This is a genomic window from Bradyrhizobium sp. CCGE-LA001 (assembly GCF_000296215.2).
In the GTDB taxonomy this organism is placed as follows: Bacteria; Pseudomonadota; Alphaproteobacteria; order Rhizobiales; family Xanthobacteraceae; genus Bradyrhizobium.
In genome coordinates, this window is the sequence record NZ_CP013949.1 from 2375916 (window position 1) to 2400857 (window position 24942).

The window sequence follows — 24942 nt, forward strand, 5'->3', positions numbered from 1 at the left end:
AGGATCTTCGTCAGTTGCTTTCGCGCACTGAATTCCCGTTGGACTCGCATGCACCTTGCGCGCTTCGTGCTGAACCATGCGGCGGCTCACCGTCCAGATCGTTGGGCGGGAAGATGCTGTCGTAGATTGCGCGAGCTTCCTGGATGAGGCGAAGCCGCTCGAGCTCGGCTTTCGGGACGAATCGAATGACATCAGCCATGTGTACCTCCGCTAGGCTGCTTCGTCCGCGCGCCGCCAGACCGGAAACGGATCGGCGAGCTGTGCCCATTCCGCGACGTCCATCGCAGGCCTTCCGGTGACGAGACACGCGTCCAGGCGGGCGCGGATCGAGTCTTCATCCATGCCGGCGCCGATGAACACGATTTCCTGGCGGCGATCGCCGTAGATGTCGCTCCAGTTCTGTCGAAGCTTCTTTCGCCAAAAGGGATCGTCCGGCCATCGTTCGGCCGGCACGCTGGCCCACCAGAAACCAAGGGCTTCGGTGCGAATGATAGAACCTGCCTGGCTGATTTCGCCGAGCCATTGCGGCCGGGTCGCGAGCCAGAAGTGCCCCTTGGCGCGAATGACGCCAGGCCAGGGCTCCTTGATGAATCTGTCGAACTTGGCGGGGTCGAACGGCCGGCGTGCGCGATAGACGAAGCTCCTCACGCCGTACTCTTCCGTTTCCGGGACGTGATCGGCGAAGCCGTAGAGCTCCTTGTACCAGAGCGGATGTGCTTGCGCCTTTTCGAAGTCGAACCGGCCGGTGTCGAGAATGCGGTCGAAAGCGACCCGGCCGTGGTTGGCTTCGATCAGGTCCGCTTCCGGGTTGAGGGCGCGGATGATCTTGCGCGCCGCCTCGCGCTGCTCGGGCGGGGCGTCATCGACCTTGTTCAGGACGATCACATCGGCGAATTCGATCTGCTCGACGAGGAGATCGACCAGCGTGCGCTTGTCGTTGTCGAGGGCTTCACCGCGCTGCTCCAGGAAGTCCGTCGACGAATAATCCCTAAGCAGGTTCACGGCGTCGACCACCGTCACCATGGTGTCGAGACGCGCCACGTCGGACAGGCTTTCGCCGTCCTCGGAGCGAAAATCGAAGGTCGCCGCGACCGGCAGCGGCTCGGAGATGCCCGTCGATTCGATCAGCAGATAATCGAAGCGACCGTGTTCGGCGAGGGCGCGGACCTCCTTCAGGAGATCGTCGCGCAGCGTGCAGCAGATGCAGCCGTTCGTCATCTCGACGAGCTTCTCATCGGTCCGGGAGAGATTCGCACCGCCATCGCGAACCAGATCCGCATCGATGTTCACCTCGCTCATGTCGTTGACGATCACCGCGACCTTCAGGCCGTGCCGGTTGTTCAGGACGTGGTTCAGCAAAGTGGTCTTTCCAGCCCCGAGGAAGCCGGACAAGACGGTGACGGGGAGTTTGTGCATGGAGATCGAAGAGCCTTTTCAAGGGGATAGGGCGGCGGCGCTTGGGATTGGGCATTTCGGATGACGTGATGTAATGTTATAACATTACATCAACGAAGCCGGGCTATCTGTCAAGGTGCTTTGGCGCGGGATGTGGATCGCGTGCCCAGGTGTCGTGAACGAGACTTCCCGGTCGGCGCGCTTCGCCGGCCAGCCATCCCGTCTTCTCAATCGAGCCTGCGATCTTCATGGCCGCGTAGGATTCGCGGTGGCCGGTCGATCGCGATGCCATCGAAGAGGCGGCTTCGATGGACGGATTGATTTTGCAAGGCGATCGGTCTAATAAATCGTCGTGAAAGCGATTTCGCCATCAGCCGAACAGCGTCGCCGTGGCCGTCCGCCCAGGGACCAGACACGGCCCGACGCGCCGCGCGCTCGGCTCATACGCGCCGGCGTCGCGATCCTGACCGAGAAGGGTTTTAGCGCCGTCGGGGTCGAGGAGATTCTGGACGCGGCAGAGGTGCCGAAAGGCTCATTCTACCATTACTTCGACAGCAAGGAGGCTTTCGGCCTCGAGCTGATCGACGCCTATGCCGGCTATTTCGCGCGCAAGCTGGACCGTTGGTTCGACGACACCGGACGTGCTCCGCTCGACCGTATCAACGATTTCATCGCAGATGCTCGCTCGGGAATGGCGAGATACCGCTACCGGCGCGGCTGCCTCGTCGGCAATCTCGGACAGGAGATGGGTGTTCTGCCGGAGCCGTTCCGCAAGCGCCTCGCCGCCGTGTTCCGGGATTGGGAAGCGCGAACGTCACGTTGCCTGCGGTCGGCGCAAGGGGCGGGCGAGATATCGAACCATCTCGACTGCGAGAATCTCGCGCAATTCTTCTGGACCGGCTGGGAGGGGGCGGTGCTGCGCGCCAAGCTGGAACGGCGTCCCGACGCGCTCGACGTCTTCGCTGCGGGCTTTCTTGCGATGATCCGGACACGAAGTGACGGACAATGACGATCTTGCCAATCTCCAACGAGCAGTAACCCGGGAGTTCAACTCATGACCGAAACACGCGCCGTCAGCCGCTTCCCTGTCCCCGATCTCGCCGATATGCCCGACGACATCCGCAGCCGCATCCTGGCCGTGCAGGAGAAGTCCGGCTTCATTCCGAACGTCTTTCTCGTGCTCGCCCACCGGCCGGACGAGTTCCGCGCATTCTTCGCCTATCACGACGCGCTGATGGACAAGCCTGGCAACCTGACCAAGGCCGAGCGCGAGATGATCGTCGTTGCGACCAGCAACCTCAATCAGTGCCAGTACTGCGTGGTGGCGCATGGCGCGATCCTGCGGATCCGCGCCAAGGATCCGTTGATCGCCGATCAGGTCGCCATCAACTACCGCAAGGCCGACATCACAGATCGGCAGAAGGCCATGCTGGATTTCGCCGTTCGAGTCTCGACGGAAGCGCACAAGACGTCTGAGAGCGACTTCGCGGCGCTGAAGGAGCATGGATTCACCGAGGAAGACATCTGGGACATCGCGGCGATCTCCGCCTTTTTCGGCATGTCGAACCGGCTTGCGAACGTGACGAGCATGCGTCCGAATGCGGAGTTCTATTCCATGGGCCGCGGCTGAGCGAAGGAGCGGCGCCATGGAGCCTCATCCGAGCAACTGGCCTTGAAGAATCTGTTTGTCCGGACGCGAGAACCTCGGATTGCGCTGCGCTCGCTCGGACGATCCTTCGCGCGGCTGTGTCGCCCGCTGTCAATCCCGCCGCGCAAAAATATTCCACTTTACCGAAATTCGGAATTGACGTATGTGTCGTCCATCCCGGCTCACCTTGAGGGGCGGTCATGTTGTCGTGTGATCGCAGAGCCGGGTTTGCGGTGGACGCAGCAGCGTCGGGCGCGAAAGCCAGGGGCAGGGCGGATTGCTCTCCGTGAACCCTTCGCATCGCGCGGACGGACGGCGCTGTCAGGTTCGTCTCGTCTGTAAGTTTCCGGCTCCGTCGACAGGGCTGGGAATACTGCGGCGACATGGCGGGCCGTGCGTACGGCAAAACCGTGTGGTCCTGGCCGTCGTTGCTACGGTCAAGCTCTTGCGGATGCGGCATCTGCGTCAACCGGCGCAGGGCCGGTGAATTCCGTGAGGGTGAGGGAGGCCAGAAGGAACTCGGCTCCCGGGAGAGCGCGGCATAAGCCGTCCGACCATCGCGCAGGGAAGGCCGAGTGATCGGCACCACCTGTATGCTGCTGTGCGGTTCTTCCTGCGTGTGCTTTTCGCGCAGCGGACCGCGGGTGCGATGTCAGCACCCGGCCTTCCCTGCGCCCTCTTGGCTAAAGAGGGTGGAGCGATCAAGCAAAGCTCGGGCGAAACGCGCCGCGAGAACGCAAAGGTGTGTCTGTAGCCACGCACTCGGTGTCATCGTCCGGCTTGACCGGACGATCCAGTACTCCGAGACAGTAGCGATTGAGTCGAGACGCGCGGCGTACTGGATTCCTCGCCTGCCGCGGGGAATGACAGCGGAGGTTAGAGAACCAGCCATCGTCTCAAACGCCGTCATTGCAAGGAGCGAAGCAACGAAGCGATCCAGCGTCGTTCCACAGATGGATTCTGGATTGCTTCGTCGCAAGGGCTCCTCGCAATGACGTGGAGAGAGTATCGCGCCCCACTCCGCTCGTGCCCCGGACGCAGCGCAGCGTCCCTTCGACGATGCGCTGCAGAGCCGGGGCCCATCTCTCCGAGCAATCCGCATCGGATGAGTCTCGGCTCTGCGCAGCACCACTGCGCGCCGCAGCGCGTCCGGAACACGAGAACTGGTGATAGACGTACCAGCTTCATTTCCTCCACTCACAAGCTCGTGTCTTTATTCGGAAACGTTCATTTCCTATTATCCCGCAATGCAAAAGACCGCCCGCCGATCTCGACCTGCTCGCCCGCCCGGCCGCCCCCGGGAGTTCGACATGGACATCGCCCTCGACAGGGCGGTGCGGGTGTTTCGCGAGCGCGGTTATCATGCGACCTCGATCGGCGACCTCGCCGCGGCGATGCGGCTGGCGACGGGGAGCATCTACAAGGCATTTCGCGACAAGCATGCGATATTTCTCGCCGCCTTCGAACGTTACACCCATCTCCGCCAGGAGCAGACGCAGAAGGCCGCGGCGCGCGGCGCAAACGGCCGCGAGAAAATCCGCAACGTGCTCTTATCCTATGTCGAGCACTCTCGCGGCAGCGAAGGGCGGCGCGGCTGTCTCGTCGTCGGCAGCGCGGTCGAGCTGTCGGCGCTCGATCCTGTGGTCGGCGCCCGCGTCAACGCGCAGCTCAAGTCCAACGAAGATTTCATCGCCGGCCTCATTCGCGAAGGATTGGCCGACGGCTCGGTCCCCCGCCATGTCGACGCCGAGGACACCGCGCGGCTGATGATCTGCATCATGCAAGGTCTGCGCGTCGTCGGCAAGACCCGCCTGCGGCTCGAGGCGCTGCGCCTCGTCGGCGTCGCGATGAAGCTGCTTACCTGAATTTTTTGTCAGAATAGGGAATTGTCATTCCCTATATCTTATCTGGAGTCGATGCGAATGACGATGAATGCCACGATCGAGACCGCACCCGAGCCGGACGCGATCTCGCAGCGCCTGACCCTCGTGCTTGCCGCGGCCTGTGGCATGGTCGCCGCCAACATCTATTACGCCCAGCCGCTGATCGCGCCGATCAGCGCCGCGCTCGGCCTCTCGAATGCAGCCGGCGGGCTGATCGTCACCATGACCCAGATCGGCTACGGCACCGGGCTGCTGCTGATCGTGCCGCTCGGCGATCTCGTCGAGAATCGCCTGCTGATCTGCTCGGTTATTGCGCTCGGCGCCGCGGCTCTGCTCGCGGCCGCGTTCGCGACTCACGCGCTGCCGTTCCTGCTCGCCGCGCTGTTCGTCGGGCTCGGCTCGGTCGCGGTGCAGATCATCATTCCCTATGCCGCGCATCTGGCGCCGGAAGCCAGCCGCGGCCGCGTCGTCGGCAACGTCTCGACGGGCCTGATGCTCGGCATCATGCTGGCGCGCCCGGTGGCGAGCTTCGTCACGGCGGCGCTGTCGTGGCATGCGGTGTTCTTCTGCTCGGCCGCGCTGATGATCGTGCTCGCAGCCATGCTCTGGATGACCTTGCCGAAGCGCAAGCCGGTCGCGCGCATGCATTATGGCGCGCTGCTGCTGTCGATGCCGGAGCTCGTGCGCACCACGCCGCTGCTGCGCCGCCGCGCGCTCTACCAGGCGAGCCTGTTCGGTTGCTTCACGCTGTTCTGGACCGTGGCGCCGCTGCTGCTGGCGAGCGAGTTCAGCTTCACCCAGCGCGGCATTGCGCTGTTCGCGCTCGCCGGCGTTGCCGGCGTGTTCGCGGCCCCGATCGCGGGACGGCTCGCCGATCGCGGCCACAGCCGCATGGCGACGCGGGTCGCGATGCTGCTCGCTGGCGCCGGATTCCTGATCACGCATATCGGCGCGCCCGGATCGATGCTGAACTTGGCCTGCCTGGTCGTGGCGGCGATCGCCATCGATATCGGCGTTCAGGGGAATGTCGTGCTCGGCTTCCGCGCCATCTTCGTGCTCGGGCACGAGCACCGCAGCCGCCTCAACGGCCTCTATATGGCGACGTTCTTCGCCGCCGGCGCAGCCGGGTCCGCGCTCGGCGCCTTCGCCTTCGCGCAAGGCGGCTGGACATTGGCATCGGCCATTGGCCTAGCCCTGCCGGTTGCCGGCCTGCTCTATGCGGCGACCGAGTAGCCGCCCGGCACGGCCGAGAATCGCGCGATGCGGCCCGTTTACCTACCCGTCGCGCGGGCGCAATTTCCGCCTCGTGGTCCGGGCGCGGCTGTAGTACTTTGGTTGCAATCGGACCTGGTTAACGGGCGGCAGGGGGAGGCTGATGAGGCGTGCGGGGCTGTTTGGCGTACCGCGGGTACGGCCATGGTCGTGGCAGGCGTTTCTGCTTGGGCTGGTCGTCGTTGCGACGTCGGCCGTGCTTCAGGGGATCTGTGTCGCCCTCGGCGCAAAGCTCTATTTCGCGGCATTCCTGCCCGGCCTCTTCGTGCTCGCGCTCGTCGCTGGCGTGCCATTGGCTGCATTGGCTGCGCTGGTGACCGTTCCGCTGGTGTGGTGGGCGTTCATGCCGCCTTTCTTCGAATTCAATTCGCTGACCAGCGCGAATGCCGATTCCATCAACCTGTTCTGCCTGCTCGCCGTGCTGGTGATCGGCCTTGCCGATCTCTGCCGCGCGACCATAGCGATGGTCAGCCGTGGCGGGTTGAAGCATCCGGGCGAGAGTGCGGCATTGAATCCGCAATAGTTCGGCCGTGCACGACCATGCGCGTTGCGCGCGCGCAACAGTTCGGCAACCATCCGCATGCTCGCCGCGCGCCGCTAACTTTTCAAAAAAGATTTGGCCGCAGTTTCTCCCGCGGGAATGACGAGGGAGTATTCGGACATGAACGGCCACATCACCGGTCACGCCATTTTGGAGAACGTGCGTCGCTACCGCGGCATCGCATCGCTCTATCGCCAGACCGCTGCATTCCGTCCTGGCCAGAGCTGGTCGCTGCTGGAGCAGGCGAAGGATTGGGAAGCGCGCGCGCTGTCGGAGCTCGAAGCCTATTTCGCGGCGCGCACGGATTACGCCGCTCCGCGCGCGGCCTGATCGTTAACCATCGCTCACGATATGATCGTGAGATCGGGCGCGGGCACGACGAATTGCCCGCCCCAGCGCCGAACCTCCGGCAGCTGGGCGATGACCTCGTCCTTGAGATTCCAGGGCAGGATGAAGACGTAATCGGGCTTGGCCGCGATCAGCGCGGCGGGATCGCGGACCGGCAGATGCGATCCCGGCAGCAGCAGCCCCTGCTTGTGCGGATTGCGGTCCACGGTGAACGGAATCAGCTCGCACGTGACGCCGCAATAATTGAGCAGCGTGTTGCCCTTCGCGGGCGCGCCATAGGCCAGCACCGTCTTGCCTGCACGTCGCGCCGCGACGAGAAAGCCGCGGATCATCTCGCGCTTCGCCGCCACCTTCTCCCGGAAACCACGATAGGTTGCCGCCTGGTGGATGCCCGCTTCAGCTTCGCGCCGGCGCAATCTCTCGAGTGCGGGCGAGGGGCCTTCAGGCGCAGCCTGGTTGCAGACGTGCAGGCGCAGCGAGCCGCCATGCGTCGGCAATTCCTCGACATCGAAGATGCGCAAGCCGTGTGCGCGAAACACGGTCTCGAGGGTTGCGAGCAAGAAGTACGACAGATGCTCGTGATAGATCGTGTCGAACTGGATGCCTTCGATCAGATGCAGAAGATGCGGCAGCTCCAGCGTCGCGCGCCCGGTCTCGGGCAGGAGAATGCGCAGCGCCGCGACGAAGTCGTTGATGTCGGTGACGTGGGGCAGCACGTTGTTGGCGACGACCAGATCGGGCCTGTGTCCTTCGGCCCGCAGCGCGCGCGCGACGTCGCGGCCGAAATAGCAGGTCCGGGTCGGGATGTCCTTGGCGATGGCGGCCGCCGCGGGGCCGCTGGCGGGCTCGACGCCGAGCACGCGGATGCCGGCACGCCGGAAATATTGCAGGAGATATCCGTCGTTGCTGGCGATCTCGATCACCACGGACGTTACGCCGAGCTTCGCGCGGGCGATCATCGCTGCGGCGTAGCTCTCGCAATGATGCAGCCAGCTCTCGGAATAGGAGGAGTAGTAGAGATATTGGTCGAAGATGCTCGCCACAGACTCGAATTGCGGCAGCTGGACCAGCCCGCAGGCCCGGCAGGCTCGAGCATGCAACGGATAGATCGGCTCGGTCGTGTCCGCGCGCTCCGGCGGCACGAAAGAGTTTGCGAGAGGCGACAGGCCGAGATCGATGAAGGTCTCGTCGAGCTCGTCCGCGCAGAAGCGGCATCGATGCCTGTCCATGGACGGATCGCCCCGTTGTGCCGTCGTGCCGCGGCTGTTACTGAATTGCCTCAAGCCACGCAAATTCCGTTAACGTTGCGCATGATGCAACCGAAAACGCGTTCCGGTGAACGGATGTTCGCAATGGCGGTGTGTGCAACTCGCCGCGCGGGGGCTTGGAGATGAAGTTCACGCCATTGACCCTGCCGGGAGTCATCGAAATCGGGATCGAGCCGGAGACCGACGCGCGCGGATTTTTCGCCCGGCTGTTCGACGCGGAAGCCTTCGCCGCACAGGGTCTGCCAACGCATTTTTCGCAACACAGCCTGTCCTGCAACGAGCGCGCAGGCACCTTGCGCGGCCTGCACTACCAGGCAGGGCGGCCGGAGGCCAAGCTGGTGCGGTGCGTGTCCGGCCGCACCTTCGATGTCGTCGTCGATCTGCGCCGGTCGCTGCCGACATATGGGCAATGGTGCGCGGTCGAGCTCGCCGCCAACCGGCATAATGCAGTGTTCATTCCCGCCGGATGCGCGCACGGCTTCCAGACGCTCGAAGGCGGCACCGAGTTGATGTATTTCATCGACGTGCCCTATGACCCGCAGGGCGCGGCCGGCATTCGCTGGGACGATCCGTCGCTGGCGATCGCCTGGCCGCTTCCCGATCCGATCCTGTCCGCGCGCGACCGCGCGCTGCCTTTTCTCGCATGAAGCGGGTGCTGGTCACGGGCGCGTCCGGATTCCTCGGCCGTGCGCTGCTGCCTGTCCTGGCCGATCGCGGCTTCGAGGTCCATGGCGTCGCGCGCTCGGCTCAACCGTCAACCGCGGGCATGAAGTGGCTCGCTGCTGATCTCCTCACGGAAGCCGGCCGCGTGCAGGTGCTGTCGGCATCGCGCCCGACGCATCTGGTCCATCTCGCCTGGGAAGCGCGGCCGGGCCGTTACCGCGACGATCCCGTCAATCGGCTCTGGGCGGAGGCGAGCATCGATCTGCTCGCGCGGGCCAGAGCCTGCGATACCAGCCGCATCCTCGGCATCGGAAGCTGTCTCGAATACGGCCCGCAGAACGGCTTGTGCGACGAACTTGCGAGCGAGTGCCGTCCGACGACCCTGTATGGACAGGCCAAGCTCAGCGCAGCCGAAGCCTACATCGCCGCCGGTGCCGCCTGGGGCCGCGTATTTTTCCCGTTCGGCCCGCGCGAACCGGAGGCGCGTCTTATCCCCTCGTTGATCCGGCATCTGCGCGCGGGCCAAAACTTCGACTGTTCGCATGGCCGGCAGCTGCGCGACTTCGTCTATGTCGAGGACCTCGCGCAGATGATCGCCGCGGTGCTCGACAGCGATCTGACCCGGGCAGTCAATCTCGGCAGTGGCGAGCCGCGCAGCCTGCGCAGCGTGGTCGAGCATGTCGCCGATCGCCTCCGGGCGCGGCATCTGGTCCGGTTCGGGGCCATCGACGCAACCGGCGTCGACGCCGAGCCGATCATCGCCACCGACATTCGCCGCCTTCGCGAGGTGGCCGCGGGCGTGCCGATGATCGGCTTCGAGGCGGGCGCCGGGCGGGCTCTCGCGTGGTGGATCGATCGCCTGTCGGGGAGGGCGTGAGTTGCGGTCCGCTTGCAACAGGCTGACGGCAGATAAGACCCCTGGCAATTACGGAGTTGTCTCGCCCCCCGCCTGTGCTAGTCACGGCCCGACCCACATCTCCTTCACGCCGGCCGGGGCAAGCGATGACCACCTTCAACCGCATCTTCACGACGGAGCGCCTGCTCCAGATCATCGTGGTGCTGGCGGCGACCCTCGCCATGAAGCTGATGAGCTGAGTGCGCGCGGGCTAGCGTCCGCCGAGCTCAGGCACATCGGGCAGATAGTTCGAGCCTTCCGAGCCCAGGAAATCGAACATCGCCTGCGCCGGCGGCAGCAGCACCTTGTCGCTGCGGCGGATCACGTACCATTGCCGCACGATCGGCAGGCCGGCGACGTCGAGCACGATGAGCCGGCCCTCGGCGAGCTCATGCGCCACGGTGTGGGCCGAGATGAAGGCAATGCCGAGCCCGGCGATCACCGCCTGCTTGATGGTCTCGTTGCTGCTCATCTCCATGCCGATGATCGGCTCGAGATCCGACTTCTGGAACATGCCCTCCATCAGCGTCCGCGTCCCCGAGCCGGGCTCGCGGGTGAGGAAGGTCTCGTGCACGAGGTCGGTCAGGTTGAGGCCGGAATCCTTCTCCAGCCAGTGCCCCTTGCGCGCAACGATGATGTGCGGATTGCGTCCGAGCTGGCGGACGTCCACCGTGACGTCGGCCGGCGGCCGACCCATCACCGCGAAATCGAGGTCGTAGCCGTGCATGGCCTCGCGGATCTCCTCGCGGTTGCCGATGGTGAGCTTGATCTCGATCTTGGGATGCCGCTTCGAGAACGCCGCGATCGCATGCGGCACGAAGTATTTCGCGGTCGAGACGGCGCCAAGCTGCACGGTGCCGCCGGTCCGCCCCGCGAGCAGGTCAAGCGCGCCCTGGCAGTCCATGATGGCGGCCTCGACCCGCTCGGCCAGCGCTAGGACCTCCTTGCCCGCCTCGGTCAACAGCATCCCGTCGCCGGTCCGCTGCACCAGCGGCAAACCTGCAAGGTCCTGAAGCTGCCGCAACTGCTGGGTCACGGCGGGCTGCGTCAGCCCGAGATGGCTGGACGCCGCCGTCACGCTGCCCTTGGCCGAGAGTGCCGCAAGCGAGCGCAGCTGCCGGATCGTCAGATGCCGGAGCTGGGCCGCCCCATGGCTAGGGCTATTATAAGAAAATTCTTTGACGCTCATTATGAATAGAAATTTTCCTTATTAAGCCGGGCCTGTCAATCTCGTCGTGCTGGGACTGACCGCATCGACCTCCACTGGGGAGGGAAACGGATGCGGCGCCTGCAAGGGATGGACGTAGATGATCGGGCAACTCAGGCTGGACGACCTCCTTCAGCGGTATTCTGAGACCGCACCCCATGCGCTCGCGGTGGCGGCCGCCGTCGATGCCATCGCGGCAGCGGCGATCGAGATCGCCGATCTTATCGCCTCCGGCGATCTCGCCGACGCCTCGGGTCTGACGACGGGCCGCAACAGCGACGGCGACGTTCAGCGCGATCTCGACGTGCAGGCCGACGCGATCCTGCGCCGCTGCATCGGCAGGCTGCCGATCGCGGCGCTGGCATCGGAGGAGATGCGCGAAGCCCAGATCGTCGATCGCGAAGGCCGCATCTGCATCGCGATCGATCCGCTCGACGGCTCCTCCAACATCGACATCAACATGACCGTCGGCACGATCTTCTCGATCCTGCCCGCGCCCGACGATCTCTCGCTCGCCTTCCACCAGCGCGGCTCGGCGCAGCTGGCGGCGGGGTTCGTCACCTACGGTCCGCAGACCTCGCTGGTGCTGACGCTCGGCGACGGCGTCGACGTCTTTACGCTCGACCGCAAGGCCGGCTGTTTCCGCCTCGGCCGCAGAGGCGTGCAGATCTCCGAGGCCTGCGAGGAGTTCGCGATCAACGCCTCGAACCGTCGGCACTGGGAGCAGCCGGTGCGTGCCTTCATCGACGAATGCCTCGCCGGTGTCGAAGGGCCCGCCAACCACGATTTCAACATGCGCTGGATCGGCTCGCTGGTCGCGGAGGCCTATCGCATCCTCACGCGCGGCGGCGTGTTCCTCTACCCCTCGGACGCACGTTCCGGTTACGGCGACGGCCGCCTGCGCCTCGTCTACGAGGCGCATCCGATGGCCTACATCATCGAGCAGGCCGGCGGCTCCGCCTCGACCGGGCGCGAGCGCATCCTCGAACTGTCGGCGCAAAGCCTGCACCAGCGCGTGCCGCTGATCATGGGCTCGATCAACGAGGTGCGGCGCGTCGAGGAATTGCATTGCGATCCGCTGCTGGTCGCCAGCGTCTCTGCGCCGCTATTCGCGCGGCGCGGATTCTTCCGGCTCTGAGCGAGGTGACGCATGTCCAGGAAGCATCCGATCATCTCCATCACCGGTTCCTCCGGCGCCGGCACCACCTCGGTCAAGAAGACCTTCGAGCAGATCTTCTTCCGCGAGAAGGTCAACGCCGCCTACATCGAGGGCGACGCCTTCCATCGATACGACCGCGCCGAGATGCGCGCGCAGATGGCCAAGGAGGCCGAGCGCGGCAACAAGCATTTCAGCCATTTCAGCCCCGAGACCAATTTGTTCGAGGAGCTGGAGCGCGCGTTCCGCGACTATGGCGAGACCGGCACGGCGGTGACGCGTCACTACGTTCATGACGCCGAGGAATCGGCGTTGCATGGCGCGCCTCCCGGCACCTTCACCGATTGGGAAAAGCTGCCGGAGAGCTCCGACCTGCTGTTCTACGAAGGTCTGCACGGCGCCGTCGTCACCGACAAGGTCAACGTCGCGCGCTATGCCGACCTCAAGATCGGCGTCGTGCCCGTGATCAATCTCGAATGGATTCAGAAGCTGCATCGCGACCGCAGCGCCCGCGGCTATTCCACCGAGGCCGTCACCGACACCATCCTGCGACGGATGCCGGATTACATTCACTACATCTGCCCGCAATTCACCGAGACCGACATCAACTTCCAGCGCGTGCCGACGGTAGACACCTCCAATCCGTTCATCGCGCGCTGGATCCCGACGCCGGACGAATCGATGGTCGTGATCCGCTTCAAGAATCCGCGCGGCATCGACTTCCCCTATCTGCTCTCGATGCTGCCGCAGAGCTGGATGTCGCGCGCGAATTCCATCGTCTGCCCCGGCGCCAAGCTCGACCTCGCGATGCAGCTGATCCTGACGCCGCTGATCATGCAGCTGATCGAGCGCAAGCGGAGCCTGAAGTGATCCGCAAGACCAACAATTGGAGGATCTGATGAACATCTCGGTTCATGCCGAAGCCGACCTCTATGCCGTCAGCCACACCGATCTCGCCAATGCCGTCCGCTTCCTCGCGGTCGACGCCATCGAGACCTCGCAGTCCGGCCATCCCGGCCTGCCCATGGGCATGGCCGACGTCGCCACCGTGCTGTTCTCGCGCTTCCTCAAATTCGACTCGGCGCATCCGAACTGGCCCGACCGTGACCGCTTCGTGCTGTCGGCGGGCCATGGCTCGATGCTGCTCTATGCATTGCTGCATCTGACCGGCGGCGATGTCAGCCTGGATGATATCAAGGCCTTTCGGCAGTGGGGCTCGAAGACGCCGGGCCATCCTGAATATGGCCATACACCCGGCGTCGAGACCACGACCGGTCCGCTCGGTCAGGGGATTGCCACGGCCGTCGGGATGGCGCTGGCCGAGCGCATGGCCAATGCGCGGCACGGCGACGGCCTCGTCGATCACTTCACCTATGTGATCGCCGGCGATGGCTGCCTGATGGAAGGCATCAGCCAGGAGGCGATCTCGCTTGCCGGTCATCTCCAGCTCGGCCGGTTGATCGTGCTGTTCGACGACAACGGCATCTCCATCGACGGGCCGACCTCGCTGGCGACGTCGGATGACCAGCTCGCGCGCTTCGCCGCCTCCGGCTGGTCGGTGCGCAGTGTCGACGGCCACGTTCCCGAAGCGGTCGCGCAGGCGATCGCCGAAGAGCGCGAAACCGCAAAGCCATCGCTGATCGCCTGTCGCACCATCATCGGCTACGGCGCGCCGGACCGGCAGGGCACCGAGAAGGCGCATGGCGCACCGCTCGGCACCGAGCAGACCGCGGCGGCGCGCCGGACGCTGGGTTGGGATTATCAGCCCTTCGTGGTGCCTGTCACGATCCAGAAGGCGTGGCGGATGATCGGACAGCGCGGGCAGGTCGATCGACTCGCCTGGCTCGATCGTTACGAAAGCGCGACGCCGGAGCAGCGCGATCTGTTCGTCGAGGGCAGGGCCGTCGCCTTGCCGGGCGGCTATGCGCTGGCTGCGGCGAAGCTGCGCGAGCGCTTCGCCAGCGAACGTCCGAAGATCGCAACGCGCCAGGCCTCGCAGCAGGTGCTCGACGGCATCGCCATGACCATCCCGGGCCTGGTCGGTGGCTCCGCCGACCTGACCCATTCGAACCTCACGCACGCCAAGGCGCAGGCTCCGGTCAAGAGCGTCGCGTTCGCCGGCGACTACATCCACTACGGCATTCGCGAGCACGGCATGGCCGCCGCGATGAACGGTCTTGCGCTGCATGGCGGCTTCATCCCCTATGGCGGCACATTCCTCGCGTTCTCGGATTACAGCCGGCCCGCCATCCGCCTTGCGGCGCTGATGCGGCTGCGCGTCATCCACGTCATGACCCACGATTCCATCGGTCTCGGCGAGGACGGCCCCACGCACCAGCCGGTCGAGCATCTCGCCGCGCTGCGGGTGATTCCCAATCTGCTCGTGTTCCGGCCGGCTGACGCTGTGGAGACGCTGGAGGCCTGGGATTGCGCGCTTGCGGCGGAGCATCGTCCGTCCGTGTTGTGCCTGTCGCGTCAGGCCTTGCCGACCTTCCGGAGCGATACGCGCGGCAGAAACCGGGTCGCCCGTGGTGCCTATCTCATCGTCTCGCCGGATGGCGGACGCGATGTCACGCTGATGGCAACGGGCTCGGAAGTCTCCATCGCGCTGGAAGCGGCCCGCCTGCTCGCGACCGAGCATATCCGCGCGGCCGTGGTATCCGCGCCTTGCTTTGCTCTGTTCGAGGAGCAGCCGGAGGATTACCGCGCCACGGTGCTCGGCACGGCGCCGCGTGTCGGGATCGAGGCGGCCGTGCAGGGTGATTGGGCACGTTGGATCGGTGCCGATGGTGAGTTCGTCGGCATGCGCGGCTTCGGTGCCTCGGCGCCGGCGCCCGTGCTGTACCGTGAATTCGGCATCACGCCGCAAAGCGTTGCGGAAGCGGCTCGCCGGGCGGTCGCCCGCAAGGGACAATAAGGGACAACAAGGAGGATCAATCGTGGCTCGTATCACCCTTCGCCAACTGCTCGATCACGCGGCCAGCCACGGTTACGCGGTGCCGGCGTTCAACATCAACAATATGGAGCAGGGCATCGCGATCATGCAGGCGGCAGCCGAGGTCGACGCGCCCGTCATCATGCAGGCCTCGCGCGGCGCGCGCAGTTATGCCGGAGATCTCATGCTCTCGCACATGATCGACGCGCTGGAGCGGACCTATCCCGACATCCCCCTCTGCATGCACCAGGACCACGGCAATGACGAGGCGACTTGCGCCTCCGCCATCGCCCATGGCTTCACGTCGGTGATGATGGACGGCTCGCTGAAGGCCGACGCAAAGACCGCGGCCGATTACGGCTACAACGTCGCCATCACCCGCCGCGTCGTCGATCTCGCCCATTGGGTCGGCGCCTCCGTCGAAGGCGAGCTCGGCGTGCTTGGCTCGCTCGAGCATGGCGGTGGCGAGCAAGAGGATGGTCACGGTGTCGAGGGCAAGGTCAGCCACGACCAGCTGCTGACCGATCCGGATCAGGCTGTCGATTTCGTCCGCGCGACGAAGGTCGATGCGCTCGCAATCGCGATGGGCACCTCGCACGGCGCCTACAAGTTCAGCCGCAAGCCCGACGGCGATATCCTGGCGATGCGCGTGGTCGAGGAGATCCACCGCCGGCTGCCGAACACGCATCTGGTGATGCACGGCTCGTCTTCGGTGCCGCAGCCGCTTCAGGATATGTTCAACGAATTCGGCGGCGAGATGCCGCAAACCTGGGGCGTGCCGGTCGAGGAGATCGTTCGCGGCATCAAGAGCGGCGTACGCAAGGTCAATATCGACACCGACTGCCGCCTCGCGATGACGGCCGTGTTCCGTAAGGTCGCAGCGCAAACACGCTCGGAGTTCGATCCGCGCAAATTCCTCAAGCCGGCGATGGACGCGATGCGCGAGCTTTGCCGCGAGCGCTTCGAGCAGTTCGGCACGGCAGGCCACGCCAGCAAGATCAAGGTCGTTCCCTTGAGCGAGATGGCGCGGCGTTATCGGGCGGGAGAATTGGACCCTCGCATCACCCGCGAGCCCGTTGCCGCCTAACCAATCGGAAAGAGCAGAGAAAAGAGCAGGAGAGAGACATGAACGCACATGCAGGCACGGTCCGCGGCAAAGAGCGCTATCGCTCCGGCGTGATGGAATACAAGCGCATGGGCTATTGGGAGCCCGATTACACGCCAAAGGACACGGACGTCATCGCGCTGTTCCGCGTCACGCCGCAGGAAGGTGTCGATCCGATCGAAGCGTCAGCTGCGGTGGCCGGTGAATCCTCGACCGCGACCTGGACCGTGGTGTGGACCGACCGCCTGACCGCCGCGGAGAAATATCGCGCCAAGTGCTACCGCGTCGATCCGGTGCCGGGCTCGCCAGGCTCGTATTTCGCCTACATCGCCTATGATCTCGACCTGTTCGAGCCGGGCTCGATCGCCAATCTGTCGGCTTCCATCATCGGCAACGTGTTCGGCTTCAAGCCGCTCAAGGCGCTGCGGCTGGAGGACATGCGCTTCCCGGTCGCCTATGTGAAGACGTTCCAGGGGCCGGCGACCGGCATCGTGGTCGAGCGCGAGCGCCTCGACAAGTTCGGCCGGCCGCTGCTGGGCGCAACGGTGAAACCGAAGCTCGGACTCTCCGGGCGCAACTACGGCCGCGTGGTCTACGAGGCGCTCAAGGGCGGGCTCGACTTCACCAAGGACGACGAGAACATCAACTCGCAGCCCTTCATGCATTGGCGCGACCGTTTCCTCTACTGCATGGAGGCGGTGAATCGCGCGCAGGCAGCCTCCGGTGAGGTGAAGGGCACTTACCTCAACGTCACCGCGGGAACGATGGAGGACATGTACGAGCGCGCGGAGTTCGCCAAGGAGCTCGGCTCCGTCATCGTCATGGTCGACCTCGTGATCGGCTACACCGCGATCCAGTCGATGGCGAAGTGGGCGCGACGCAACGACATGATCCTGCATCTGCATCGCGCGGGTCACTCGACCTATACGCGGCAGAAGAGCCACGGCGTCTCGTTCCGCGTCATCGCCAAATGGATGCGGCTCGCCGGTGTCGACCACATCCATGCCGGCACGGTGGTCGGCAAGCTTGAGGGCGACCCCAACACCACGCGCGGCTATTACGACGTCTGTCGCGAGGAGTTCAACCCGACCAGGCTCGAGCACGGCATTTTCTTCGACCAGTCCTGGGCGAGCCTGAACAAAATGATGCCGGTCGCCTCGGGCGGCATCCATGCCGGCCAGATGCATCAGCTGCTCGATCTCCTGGGTGAGGACGTCGTGCTACAATTCGGCGGTGGCACCATCGGCCATCCCATGGGAATCGCGGCCGGCGCCATCGCCAACCGCGTCGCGCTGGAAGCGATGATCCTCGCCCGCAACGAGGGCCGCGACTACGTCCACGAGGGCCCGGAGATCCTGGCCAAGGCCGCCCAGACCTGCACGCCGCTGAAGTCTGCGCTCGATGTCTGGAAGGACGTCACCTTCAATTATCAATCCACCGACACGCCGGACTTCGTGCCGACGGCGCTGGAAACCGTCTGAGGAGCTTTGACCATGAAACTGACCCAGGGCTGCTTTTCGTTCCTGCCCGATCTGACCGACGACCAGATCACCAAGCAGGTGCAGTATTGCCTCGCCAATGGCTGGGCGGTGAACATCGAGTTCACCGACGATCCGCATCCCCGCAACACCTATTGGGAGATGTGGGGCCTGCCAATGTTCGATCTCCAGGATGCCGCCGGCGTGATGATGGAGCTCGCCGAATGCCGCAGGGTGTACGGCGACCGCTACATCCGCATCAGCGGCTTCGATTCCAGCCATGGCTGGGAGTCCGTGCGCATCTCCTTCCTCGTCAACCGTCCGCCTCAAGAAGCTGAGTTCGAGCTGGTGCGGCAGGAGGTGGGCGGCCGCGCCATCCGTTATACCACCGTGCGCAAGCCGGTCGCGTACGCCTCAACCTGAATCGTTCTCCTCCGCGCGGAGCGCTCCCTGCTCCGTATCCTTGGCGGACCACTGCTTCGCCGCTCCCCGCGGCGAAGCCTTTTTCTTCGAGGTGCCGATGCTCGATGTTCCTCAATCGACGACCGAACATGGCGAGACCAGTTTCGATCTCCGCAAGGAGGCTGAGGCGGCCGGGATCACCGCCACGCTGCAACAACTCGAGCAGGAGCTGATCGGACTGAAGCCGGTCAAGAGCCGCGTGCGCCAGATCGCCTCGCTGCTGTTGATCGAACGCATCCGGCAGCGCGCGGGCCTCGCCTCCGCGCCGCCGACGCTGCACATGTCGTTCACCGGCAATCCCGGCACCGGCAAGACGACTGTCGCGTTGCGCATGGCAAAAATCCTGCACGGCCTTGGCTTCGTGCGGCGCGGGCAGGTCATCTCGGTGACGCGTGACGACCTGGTCGGTCAATATATCGGCCACACCGCGCCGAAGACCAAGGAGATATTGAAGAAGGCGATGGGCGGGGTGCTGTTCATCGATGAGGCCTATTATCTCCATCGCCCCGACAACGAGCGTGACTATGGCCAGGAGGCGATCGAGATCCTGCTCCAAGTGATGGAGAACCAGCGCGAGGATCTGGTCGTGATCCTCGCCGGCTATGGCGAGCGCATGACGAGCTTCTTCGCCTCCAATCCCGGCTTCCGGTCGCGCATCGCGCACCACATCGAATTCCCGGACTATGCCGAAGCCGAGCTGCTCGTCATTGCCGAGCTGATGCTGAAGGAGCGGGGCTATCGCTTCTCGGCAGCGGCTCGCGAGGCGTTCGAGAAGTACATCGCGCTGCGGCGGACCCAGCCGTTCTTCTCTAACGCCCGCTCGATCCGTAACGCGGTCGACCGCATCCGCCTGCGGCAGGCCGACCGCCTGGTGTCCGATCTTGACCGCATGCTCGATATCGCCGACCTCGAGACCATCGATCCCATAGACGTTTTGGCGAGTCGTGTCTTCAGCGGCGGCGCCGACGCGCGGAGTGCAAAGCCATGACGAAAGAGATCCTCATCGCACCCTCGATCCTGGCTGCGGATTTCGCGCGGCTCGGCGAAGAGGTCGCGGCGATCGACGCGGCCGGCGCCGACTGGATCCATTGCGACGTCATGGACGGGCACTTCGTGCCGAACATCAGCTTCGGTGCCGACGTCATCAAGGCGATCCGTCCGCGGACGAAGAAGATATTCGACGTGCATCTGATGATCGCGCCGGCTGATCCCTATCTCGAAGCTTTCGCGAAGGCCGGGGCTGATGTCATCACCGTGCATGCCGAAGCCGGCCCGCATCTCGATCGCTCGCTCCAGGCGATCCGCACGCTCGGCAAGAAGGCCGGCGTGAGCTTGTGTCCCGCAACGCCGGAAAGCGCCATTGAATATGTGCTCGATCGTCTCGATCTCGTGCTGGTGATGACCGTCAATCCCGGCTTCGGCGGCCAATCCTTCCTCGAGTCCCAGCTGGAGAAGATCGCGCGGATCAAAAGCATGATCGGCGCCCGGCCGATCCGGCTCGAAGTCGATGGCGGCATCACGCGCGACAATGCCGCTGCTGTGGCCGCAGCGGGCGCCGATACGCTGGTGGCGGGTTCTGCCGTGTTTCGCGGCAAGAGCGGCGCCGAATACGCGGCCAATATCGCGGCCATTCGCACCGCTGCCGAGGCCGGCCGGGTTCCGAAGTTGCAGGACAGTTCTGCACAGCGGATGCGCCTCAGCGACGGAGGCCGTATCCGGTAGACTACGGCAGGCGCAAGCGATCTATAGATCGACGCGCCGGTTGTCCCAAGGCGTGGCACTTTGTCCGGGCGTCTACGGGAGTTAGCGCGGAAAAATCAACAGGCCTTCAGGCGTGAGTAACCAACGAGTTGGGCACGAAGATTCGGTTAACCCTCGCGCAAGGCTGTGCGTCGCAGTCTGTGGTCCAGGAACGCGAGAGAGCGTGGGGATGCGGATCCAGTACATTGGCGGGCATGAGGCACGCGGCGCGAGACGATGCTATGAGCATGCATCGCTTGTTTGCCGAGCAGCTTCGCTGCGCCACGGACGCGGCTGGACAGGTCGACGTCGTCAGGCTGGGTGAGTTCGTCAGCGCTGCCTATGAGGCGAGCGATCGCGACCGCCAGCGGATGATCGAGGCACGCGCGCACACGCAGGGTGTGGTCGAGCGAGATCTGCTGCGGACTCAGGAGTTCCTCGATATCATCGTCGAAAACGTTCCGATCGCCGTCTTCGCGAAATGCGCGAAGAGTTCGCGCTACATCCTGCTCAACCGCGCCGGGGAAGACTATTACGGCATGCCGCGCGAACAGATGCTGGGCCGAACACCCGAGGAGATTTTCCCGGCCGAAGTCGCCCGCGTGGTCAATGAGCAGGATCGACGCGTTGTTGCCAGCGGCATGCCGATGTTCCTTGAGGAGCATCTGCTCGAAGTGGGCGTCAAAGGCCGTGGCTGTGTCGTCAATTCACGCAAGATGCTGATCAAGGATAGCGACGGGGAGCCGCAATATCTGGTCGGCGTCATCGAGGACGTCACCGAACGGATCGCGAGCCAGGCGCGGATCAGCCATCTCGCGCATCATGAAGTGCTGACCGACCTGCCGAACCGCAGCGCCTTCAACGCCGCGCTGGAGGAACGATTGGAGCGGGCGCAGGAGGCATCGACCAGCTTTGCCGTGCTCAGCCTCGACCTCGACCGCTTCAAGGAGGTCAACGACGTATTCGGTCACCCCGTCGGCGACATGCTGATGCGGGCGGCGGCCGATCGCCTTGCCGCCGAAGCCGACGGCGCTTTCGTTGCGCGCGTCGGCGGTGATGAATTCATGATTCTGATGCCGGACGAGGTCAGCCGCGAGAACGTGCTGGCGCTCGCCGAGCGACTGGTCGAGACCGTCGGCAACGAGCTCGAGGTCGACGACTATCTCTCCCATGTCGGCCTCAGCGTCGGCATCGCATTCTATCCGGATGACGGCGTCAATGCCGCCACGCTGCTTGCCAACGCCGATTCCGCGCTCTATCGCGCCAAGCGCGAGGGCAGGGGCAGGGTTCGGTCCTTCGAATCCGAGATGGACCAGGAGCTGCGCGACCGCCGGCTGTTGCTGCACGATCTGCGGCGGGCGCTGGAGCAGAACGAGCTCCTCGTCTACTTCCAGCCGCAGGCGCGGATCGAGGGCGAGGTCATCGGCTTCGAGGCGCTGCTGCGCTGGAACCACCCGACGCGCGGCTTCGTGCCGCCCGACCAGTTCATTCCGCTCGCCGAGGAAAACGGGTTGATCATCCAGATCGGCGAGTGGATCCTGCGCGAAGCGTGCCGCGAGGCGGCATCATGGCAAAGACCGTTGCAGGTCGCGGTCAATCTCTCTCCGGTCCAATTCCAGGCCGGCGATCTCGAAGGGTCGATCCAACGGATCCTGCTGGAAACGGGGCTCGCGCCGACGCGGCTCGAGGTCGAGATCACCGAGGGCGTGCTGATCGGTGATTTCAACGGCGCACTTGATCTGCTGCGACGGCTCAAGGCGCTGGGCATCCGCATCGCGATGGACGATTTCGGCACCGGCTATTCTTCGCTGTCCTATCTCCAGTCGTTCCCGTTCGACAAGATCAAGATCGATCGCAGCTTCATCTCCAATCTCGAAGCGACGCCGCAATCGGGCGAGATCGTTCGTGCAGTCCTGAGCCTCGCGCGCGCCTTGAATATCCCCGTCATTGCCGAAGGTGTGGAGACGGAGGCGCAGCGTGCCTTCCTGACGCGCGAGGCCTGCGAGGAAATGCAGGGCCATCTGGTCGGCCGGCCGGATCTGATCGAGCGCTATCTCGACCTCGTCGGCGTGACCGTCGAGCGCCGCCTCTCCGCTTAGGTCGGGCAGGCAGCGGCGGGAATTTGGAAGCGAGAGAGCCGTCGACTGGAACTTTGGCTTGTCCCGGCACTTCCTGGAATCGACGGAGTTCGGGCGTGCGGCGCGCAGCAAAACTTTTGCATGGCCGCCATCGGCCTGACGCAAATCTGAGCAATAAGCCCCGTGAATGCGAGGGAGGGTCTCATGGAGAACGTACGTCGCTACCGCGCGCTGGCGTCCCTCTGTCGTCAGCAAGCGGCCTATCGCCCGCTCCAGAACTGGGAGCTCCTCGGCCAGGCCGAACATTTCGAATATCTCGCGGAAGTCGAGCTCAAGGCGCATTTCGACGCGTGCAATGCACAAGGCGACGAGAGCGCCGCTGACGCCGAGGCATGGGAAAGGCCGGCCGCGGCGTAACGCGCGTCGGGCCAGCTCAGCTCAATGGCATCACGATCTGGTAGCGGGCCTAGAACGGGGCGTCGCGGGCGGGCGCGCGGGCAGCGAGACGGCTGACTTCACTGCATGAAGGATCCGCGTCGAGCCGCGTCGAATGCCGCGGCAAGTTTCGTCGCCGCGCCCCGCCTTCAATTCTTTGCCAAGATTTAATCGCGGGGACGGGACGCCGTAAGGTGCCAACGCCCATGTTGCGTGCAAGGCGACACCTGCTCAACATGGACATTTCGACATGAACGATCGCGTCAATTCCGACATTCCCACAACCCGCAAGATCTTGAGGCCGCGCCGGCTGGCGCTGCTCGGCACCGTGGCCGCGCTAGGCGTGGCCGTGCTCGCGGCCGCGCCCGGCACCTCGCCGTTCGGCGTGACCTCCTTCGTCGCGCCGGCCCAGGCCGCCGAGACGGCCGGGACCCCGCCAGGCTTCGGCGATCTCGTGGCCAGGGTCAAACCCGCCGTCATCTCGGTGCGGGTCAGGATCGACCGGGACAACGACAAGAGCGCGATGCTGCAACAGAACCGGATGGATTCGGACGAGGACTCGCCGTTCGACCAGTTCTCCCGCCAGTTCGGCTTCCGCTTCCCGGGCGGCATGAACGGCATGCCGCGCCAGCGCCACCAGATGATCACGGGTGAAGGCTCGGGCTTCTTCATCTCGGCCGATGGCTATGCCGTCACCAACAACCACGTGGTCGATCACGCCGAATCCGTGCAGGTGACCATGGACGACGGCACCACCTACAAGGCCAAGGTCGTCGGCACCGATCCGAAGACCGATCTTGCGCTGATCAAGGTCGACGGCAAGAAGGATTTTCCGTTCGTCAAATTCTCCGACCAGAAGCCGCGCATCGGCGATTGGGTCGTCGCCGTCGGCAATCCCTTCGGCCTCGGCGGCACCGTGACCGCAGGTATCGTCTCGGCCAGCGGCCGCGACATCGGCAATGGTCCCTATGACGACTTCATCCAGATCGACGCGCCGATCAACAAGGGCAATTCCGGCGGTCCGGCCTTCGACATGAACGGCAACGTGATCGGTGTGAATACCGCGATCTTCTCGCCCTCCGGCGGTTCGGTCGGCATCGGCTTCGACATTCCGGCTACGACTGCGAAACTCGTGGTGGCGCAGCTGAAGGACAAGGGGGCGGTCACCCGCGGCTGGCTTGGCGTGCAGGTGCAGCCCGTGACGTCCGATATCGCCGACAGCCTCGGCCTGAAGGAGGCACGCGGCGCGATCGTCGACAATCCGCAAGCCGACAGTCCGGCGGCGAAGGCGGGTATCGAGGCGGGCGACGTCATCACCGCGGTCAACGGCACCGCGATCAAGGATTCCCGCGATCTCGCCCGCACCATCGCCACGCTGGCGCCCGGCAGCGCGGTCAAGCTCGACGTCATCCACAAGGGCGAGAGCAAGACGGTGACGCTGGAGCTCGGCGAGCTGCCGAACGAACGGCAGGCTCAGGGAAAAGGTCGGGATAGCGACAAGGTGCAGCCTGACACCGGCACGCCGCGTCTCGGGCTCGGTCTGGCGCCGGCCGGCGAGGTTCAGGGCGCCGGACAGAAGGGCGTCGTCGTCACCGAGGTCGATCCGGAAGGGCCGGCGGCGCAGCGAGGCATCCAGACAGGCGACGTCATCCTCAATGTCGGCGGCAAGGCCGTCAGCAATGTCGGCGAGGTTCGTTCGGAGCTGGCTCAGGCCAAATCGTCCGGCAAGCGCAGCGTGCTGTTGCAGGTCAAAAGCGCGGATGCGACCCGGTTCGTCGCGGTCTCACTCGCGTAGAGACGCAGCTTCATCGGTACTCATACAAAAAGGCGGCCCTCGGGCCGCCTTTCCTGTGTGCGATCGAGATCACGTTGGCGATAACATTCTCGTTAACGGCAGCGAGGATGACCCGGTTCGTCCGAAAAAGCCGTGTTCGCCGCTCACAGTTTCGAGCAGCACCCGTGTGCCCTGCGGCAATGTCGCCGCGGAGGCGGGTCGCAAGCGTGGAACTTCGAACCGTCCCGCCGCTTTGTGGAACTGGCCGGTGGTTCGCATTTGATCGGTGCCGACATGGATCGATTGAAGCTCTCGCTGATGACGGCGCTGTTGGTGGCGTCGTTCGTGCTGCCGACTGCAAGCGCCCTCGGGCGCGATGACGGCCGCTATGCGAACTCTCCCCTGAAGCCCTGGTTCGACAGCTTGCGCAGCCATCTCGGTCCGTGCTGCTCGGATGCGGACGGCTTTGCCGTTGCCGATCCCGACTGGGAATCGCGCGACGGACATTACCGCGTCAGGCTGGATGGGCAGTGGATCGACGTGCCGGATGAAGCCGTCATCACCGAGCCGAACCGCGCCGGCCGCACCATGGTGTGGCCGGTGAAGACTGCGTTCGGGATTTCGATCCGCTGCTTCATGCCGGGCAGCATGATCTGACC

24 protein-coding genes are annotated in these 24942 nt (G+C 64.7%); 20 read left to right on the plus strand and 4 right to left on the minus strand.

From position 1 onward, the window contains the following. Positions 1–10 precede the first annotated feature (10 nt). Positions 11–199, minus strand: a complete 189-nt coding sequence (locus BCCGELA001_RS35900) for a hypothetical protein (protein ID WP_083543330.1) — start codon at positions 197–199, stop codon at positions 11–13. Between the two features lie 11 nt (positions 200–210). After that, positions 211–1416: a zinc metallochaperone GTPase ZigA gene (zigA, locus tag BCCGELA001_RS11170; RefSeq protein WP_060735307.1), complete on the minus strand. Its 1206-nt coding sequence runs from the start codon at positions 1414–1416 to the stop codon at positions 211–213. A gap of 331 nt (positions 1417–1747) precedes the next feature. Here zigA and acuR point away from each other — a divergent pair, with 331 nt between their 5' ends. The 6 genes from acuR to BCCGELA001_RS11200 all read left to right on the plus strand — a co-directional run bounded on the left by acuR (position 1748) and on the right by BCCGELA001_RS11200 (position 7069). Beyond that, entirely contained in the window at positions 1748–2404 is a 657-nt protein-coding gene (acuR, locus tag BCCGELA001_RS11175) for an acrylate utilization transcriptional regulator AcuR (protein WP_008557490.1), read from the plus strand. A 45-nt stretch (positions 2405–2449) separates the two neighbouring features. After that, positions 2450–3025 (plus strand): peroxidase-related enzyme, encoded by a 576-nt coding sequence (locus tag BCCGELA001_RS11180; RefSeq protein ID WP_060735308.1) that lies wholly within the window; start codon positions 2450–2452, stop codon positions 3023–3025. A 1328-nt stretch (positions 3026–4353) separates the two neighbouring features. Then, on the plus strand, positions 4354–4908 hold the full coding sequence (locus BCCGELA001_RS11185) for a TetR/AcrR family transcriptional regulator (RefSeq protein WP_236840855.1): 555 nt from the start codon (positions 4354–4356) through the stop codon (positions 4906–4908). Positions 4909–4965: 57 nt separating this feature from the next. Then, the gene (locus BCCGELA001_RS11190) at positions 4966–6159 is read left to right on the plus strand and encodes an MFS transporter (RefSeq protein WP_060735310.1); all 1194 of its coding nucleotides are present in this window, start codon (positions 4966–4968) and stop codon (positions 6157–6159) included. Between the two features lie 142 nt (positions 6160–6301). Next, positions 6302–6721, plus strand: coding sequence for a hypothetical protein (locus BCCGELA001_RS11195; RefSeq protein ID WP_008557513.1), 420 nt, complete (start codon positions 6302–6304; stop codon positions 6719–6721). A gap of 138 nt (positions 6722–6859) precedes the next feature. Further along, the gene (locus BCCGELA001_RS11200) at positions 6860–7069 is read left to right on the plus strand and encodes a hypothetical protein (protein ID WP_008557515.1); all 210 of its coding nucleotides are present in this window, start codon (positions 6860–6862) and stop codon (positions 7067–7069) included. 14 nt (positions 7070–7083) lie between these two features. Here BCCGELA001_RS11200 and BCCGELA001_RS11205 read toward each other — a convergent pair whose 3' ends face one another. Further along, the gene (locus BCCGELA001_RS11205; protein ID WP_008557517.1) at positions 7084–8316 is read right to left on the minus strand and encodes a class I SAM-dependent methyltransferase; all 1233 of its coding nucleotides are present in this window, start codon (positions 8314–8316) and stop codon (positions 7084–7086) included. Positions 8317–8477: 161 nt separating this feature from the next. Between BCCGELA001_RS11205 and rfbC the strand changes: the two genes are divergently transcribed. Both rfbC and BCCGELA001_RS11215 read left to right on the plus strand, forming a co-directional pair. Then, positions 8478–9002, plus strand: coding sequence for a dTDP-4-dehydrorhamnose 3,5-epimerase (gene rfbC / locus BCCGELA001_RS11210; RefSeq protein WP_008557519.1), 525 nt, complete (start codon positions 8478–8480; stop codon positions 9000–9002). Then, a complete protein-coding gene (locus BCCGELA001_RS11215; protein ID WP_008557520.1) occupies positions 8999–9895 on the plus strand; it encodes an NAD-dependent epimerase/dehydratase family protein in 897 nt (298 codons plus the stop codon). The genes rfbC and BCCGELA001_RS11215 overlap by 4 nt, the downstream gene beginning before the upstream one ends. Before the next feature lie 229 nt (positions 9896–10124). Here BCCGELA001_RS11215 and BCCGELA001_RS11220 read toward each other — a convergent pair whose 3' ends face one another. Beyond that, positions 10125–11102, minus strand: coding sequence for a LysR family transcriptional regulator (locus BCCGELA001_RS11220; protein ID WP_008557524.1), 978 nt, complete (start codon positions 11100–11102; stop codon positions 10125–10127). Positions 11103–11220: 118 nt separating this feature from the next. Between BCCGELA001_RS11220 and BCCGELA001_RS11225 the strand changes: the two genes are divergently transcribed. From BCCGELA001_RS11225 to BCCGELA001_RS11280, 12 genes are all read left to right on the plus strand, one after another. Then, positions 11221–12258 (plus strand): class 1 fructose-bisphosphatase, encoded by a 1038-nt coding sequence (locus tag BCCGELA001_RS11225; protein WP_008557526.1) that lies wholly within the window; start codon positions 11221–11223, stop codon positions 12256–12258. Between the two features lie 12 nt (positions 12259–12270). Beyond that, on the plus strand, positions 12271–13146 hold the full coding sequence (locus tag BCCGELA001_RS11230) for a phosphoribulokinase (RefSeq protein ID WP_008557539.1): 876 nt from the start codon (positions 12271–12273) through the stop codon (positions 13144–13146). A gap of 28 nt (positions 13147–13174) precedes the next feature. Then, positions 13175–15193 carry a transketolase gene (gene tkt / locus BCCGELA001_RS11235; protein ID WP_008557541.1) on the plus strand — a complete coding sequence of 673 codons (2019 nt, stop codon included), beginning with the start codon at positions 13175–13177 and terminating at the stop codon, positions 15191–15193. A 22-nt stretch (positions 15194–15215) separates the two neighbouring features. Next, positions 15216–16298, plus strand: coding sequence for a class II fructose-bisphosphate aldolase (fba, locus tag BCCGELA001_RS11240; protein WP_060735311.1), 1083 nt, complete (start codon positions 15216–15218; stop codon positions 16296–16298). A gap of 38 nt (positions 16299–16336) precedes the next feature. Continuing rightward, positions 16337–17797 carry a form I ribulose bisphosphate carboxylase large subunit gene (locus BCCGELA001_RS11245; RefSeq protein WP_060735312.1) on the plus strand — a complete coding sequence of 487 codons (1461 nt, stop codon included), beginning with the start codon at positions 16337–16339 and terminating at the stop codon, positions 17795–17797. A 12-nt stretch (positions 17798–17809) separates the two neighbouring features. Next, positions 17810–18217 (plus strand): ribulose bisphosphate carboxylase small subunit, encoded by a 408-nt coding sequence (locus tag BCCGELA001_RS11250; protein WP_008566800.1) that lies wholly within the window; start codon positions 17810–17812, stop codon positions 18215–18217. A gap of 97 nt (positions 18218–18314) precedes the next feature. Then, positions 18315–19244: a CbbX protein gene (gene cbbX / locus BCCGELA001_RS11255; RefSeq protein ID WP_060737606.1), complete on the plus strand. Its 930-nt coding sequence runs from the start codon at positions 18315–18317 to the stop codon at positions 19242–19244. Further along, positions 19241–19978 (plus strand): ribulose-phosphate 3-epimerase, encoded by a 738-nt coding sequence (gene rpe / locus BCCGELA001_RS11260; protein WP_060735313.1) that lies wholly within the window; start codon positions 19241–19243, stop codon positions 19976–19978. Before cbbX ends, rpe begins: the two co-directional genes overlap by 4 nt. Positions 19979–20238: 260 nt before the next feature. Then, a complete protein-coding gene (locus tag BCCGELA001_RS11265) occupies positions 20239–22095 on the plus strand; it encodes a putative bifunctional diguanylate cyclase/phosphodiesterase (RefSeq protein WP_060735314.1) in 1857 nt (618 codons plus the stop codon). A 183-nt stretch (positions 22096–22278) separates the two neighbouring features. Beyond that, positions 22279–22491 carry a hypothetical protein gene (locus BCCGELA001_RS11270; RefSeq protein ID WP_008551558.1) on the plus strand — a complete coding sequence of 71 codons (213 nt, stop codon included), beginning with the start codon at positions 22279–22281 and terminating at the stop codon, positions 22489–22491. Positions 22492–22759: 268 nt separating this feature from the next. Then, positions 22760–24304 (plus strand): Do family serine endopeptidase, encoded by a 1545-nt coding sequence (locus BCCGELA001_RS11275; RefSeq protein ID WP_060735315.1) that lies wholly within the window; start codon positions 22760–22762, stop codon positions 24302–24304. Positions 24305–24577: 273 nt separating this feature from the next. Beyond that, positions 24578–24940 carry a hypothetical protein gene (locus tag BCCGELA001_RS11280; RefSeq protein WP_060737607.1) on the plus strand — a complete coding sequence of 121 codons (363 nt, stop codon included), beginning with the start codon at positions 24578–24580 and terminating at the stop codon, positions 24938–24940. Positions 24941–24942 lie beyond the last annotated feature (2 nt).

Coding starts and splice junctions, on each gene's coding strand:
- BCCGELA001_RS35900 (WP_083543330.1), bottom strand. CDS start 199: ATGGCTGATGTCATTCGATTCGTCCCGAAAGCCGAGCTCGAGCGGCTT.
- zigA (WP_060735307.1), bottom strand. CDS start 1,416: ATGCACAAACTCCCCGTCACCGTCTTGTCCGGCTTCCTCGGGGCTGGA.
- BCCGELA001_RS11180 (WP_060735308.1), top strand. CDS start 2,450: ATGACCGAAACACGCGCCGTCAGCCGCTTCCCTGTCCCCGATCTCGCC.
- BCCGELA001_RS11185 (WP_236840855.1), top strand. CDS start 4,354: ATGGACATCGCCCTCGACAGGGCGGTGCGGGTGTTTCGCGAGCGCGGT.
- BCCGELA001_RS11190 (WP_060735310.1), top strand. CDS start 4,966: ATGACGATGAATGCCACGATCGAGACCGCACCCGAGCCGGACGCGATC.
- BCCGELA001_RS11195 (WP_008557513.1), top strand. CDS start 6,302: ATGAGGCGTGCGGGGCTGTTTGGCGTACCGCGGGTACGGCCATGGTCG.
- BCCGELA001_RS11200 (WP_008557515.1), top strand. CDS start 6,860: ATGAACGGCCACATCACCGGTCACGCCATTTTGGAGAACGTGCGTCGC.
- BCCGELA001_RS11205 (WP_008557517.1), bottom strand. CDS start 8,316: ATGGACAGGCATCGATGCCGCTTCTGCGCGGACGAGCTCGACGAGACC.
- rfbC (WP_008557519.1), top strand. CDS start 8,478: ATGAAGTTCACGCCATTGACCCTGCCGGGAGTCATCGAAATCGGGATC.
- BCCGELA001_RS11215 (WP_008557520.1), top strand. CDS start 8,999: ATGAAGCGGGTGCTGGTCACGGGCGCGTCCGGATTCCTCGGCCGTGCG.
- BCCGELA001_RS11220 (WP_008557524.1), bottom strand. CDS start 11,102: ATGAGCGTCAAAGAATTTTCTTATAATAGCCCTAGCCATGGGGCGGCC.
- BCCGELA001_RS11225 (WP_008557526.1), top strand. CDS start 11,221: ATGATCGGGCAACTCAGGCTGGACGACCTCCTTCAGCGGTATTCTGAG.
- BCCGELA001_RS11230 (WP_008557539.1), top strand. CDS start 12,271: ATGTCCAGGAAGCATCCGATCATCTCCATCACCGGTTCCTCCGGCGCC.
- tkt (WP_008557541.1), top strand. CDS start 13,175: ATGAACATCTCGGTTCATGCCGAAGCCGACCTCTATGCCGTCAGCCAC.
- BCCGELA001_RS11245 (WP_060735312.1), top strand. CDS start 16,337: ATGAACGCACATGCAGGCACGGTCCGCGGCAAAGAGCGCTATCGCTCC.
- BCCGELA001_RS11250 (WP_008566800.1), top strand. CDS start 17,810: ATGAAACTGACCCAGGGCTGCTTTTCGTTCCTGCCCGATCTGACCGAC.
- cbbX (WP_060737606.1), top strand. CDS start 18,315: ATGCTCGATGTTCCTCAATCGACGACCGAACATGGCGAGACCAGTTTC.
- rpe (WP_060735313.1), top strand. CDS start 19,241: ATGACGAAAGAGATCCTCATCGCACCCTCGATCCTGGCTGCGGATTTC.
- BCCGELA001_RS11265 (WP_060735314.1), top strand. CDS start 20,239: ATGAGCATGCATCGCTTGTTTGCCGAGCAGCTTCGCTGCGCCACGGAC.
- BCCGELA001_RS11270 (WP_008551558.1), top strand. CDS start 22,279: ATGGAGAACGTACGTCGCTACCGCGCGCTGGCGTCCCTCTGTCGTCAG.
- BCCGELA001_RS11275 (WP_060735315.1), top strand. CDS start 22,760: ATGAACGATCGCGTCAATTCCGACATTCCCACAACCCGCAAGATCTTG.
- BCCGELA001_RS11280 (WP_060737607.1), top strand. CDS start 24,578: ATGGATCGATTGAAGCTCTCGCTGATGACGGCGCTGTTGGTGGCGTCG.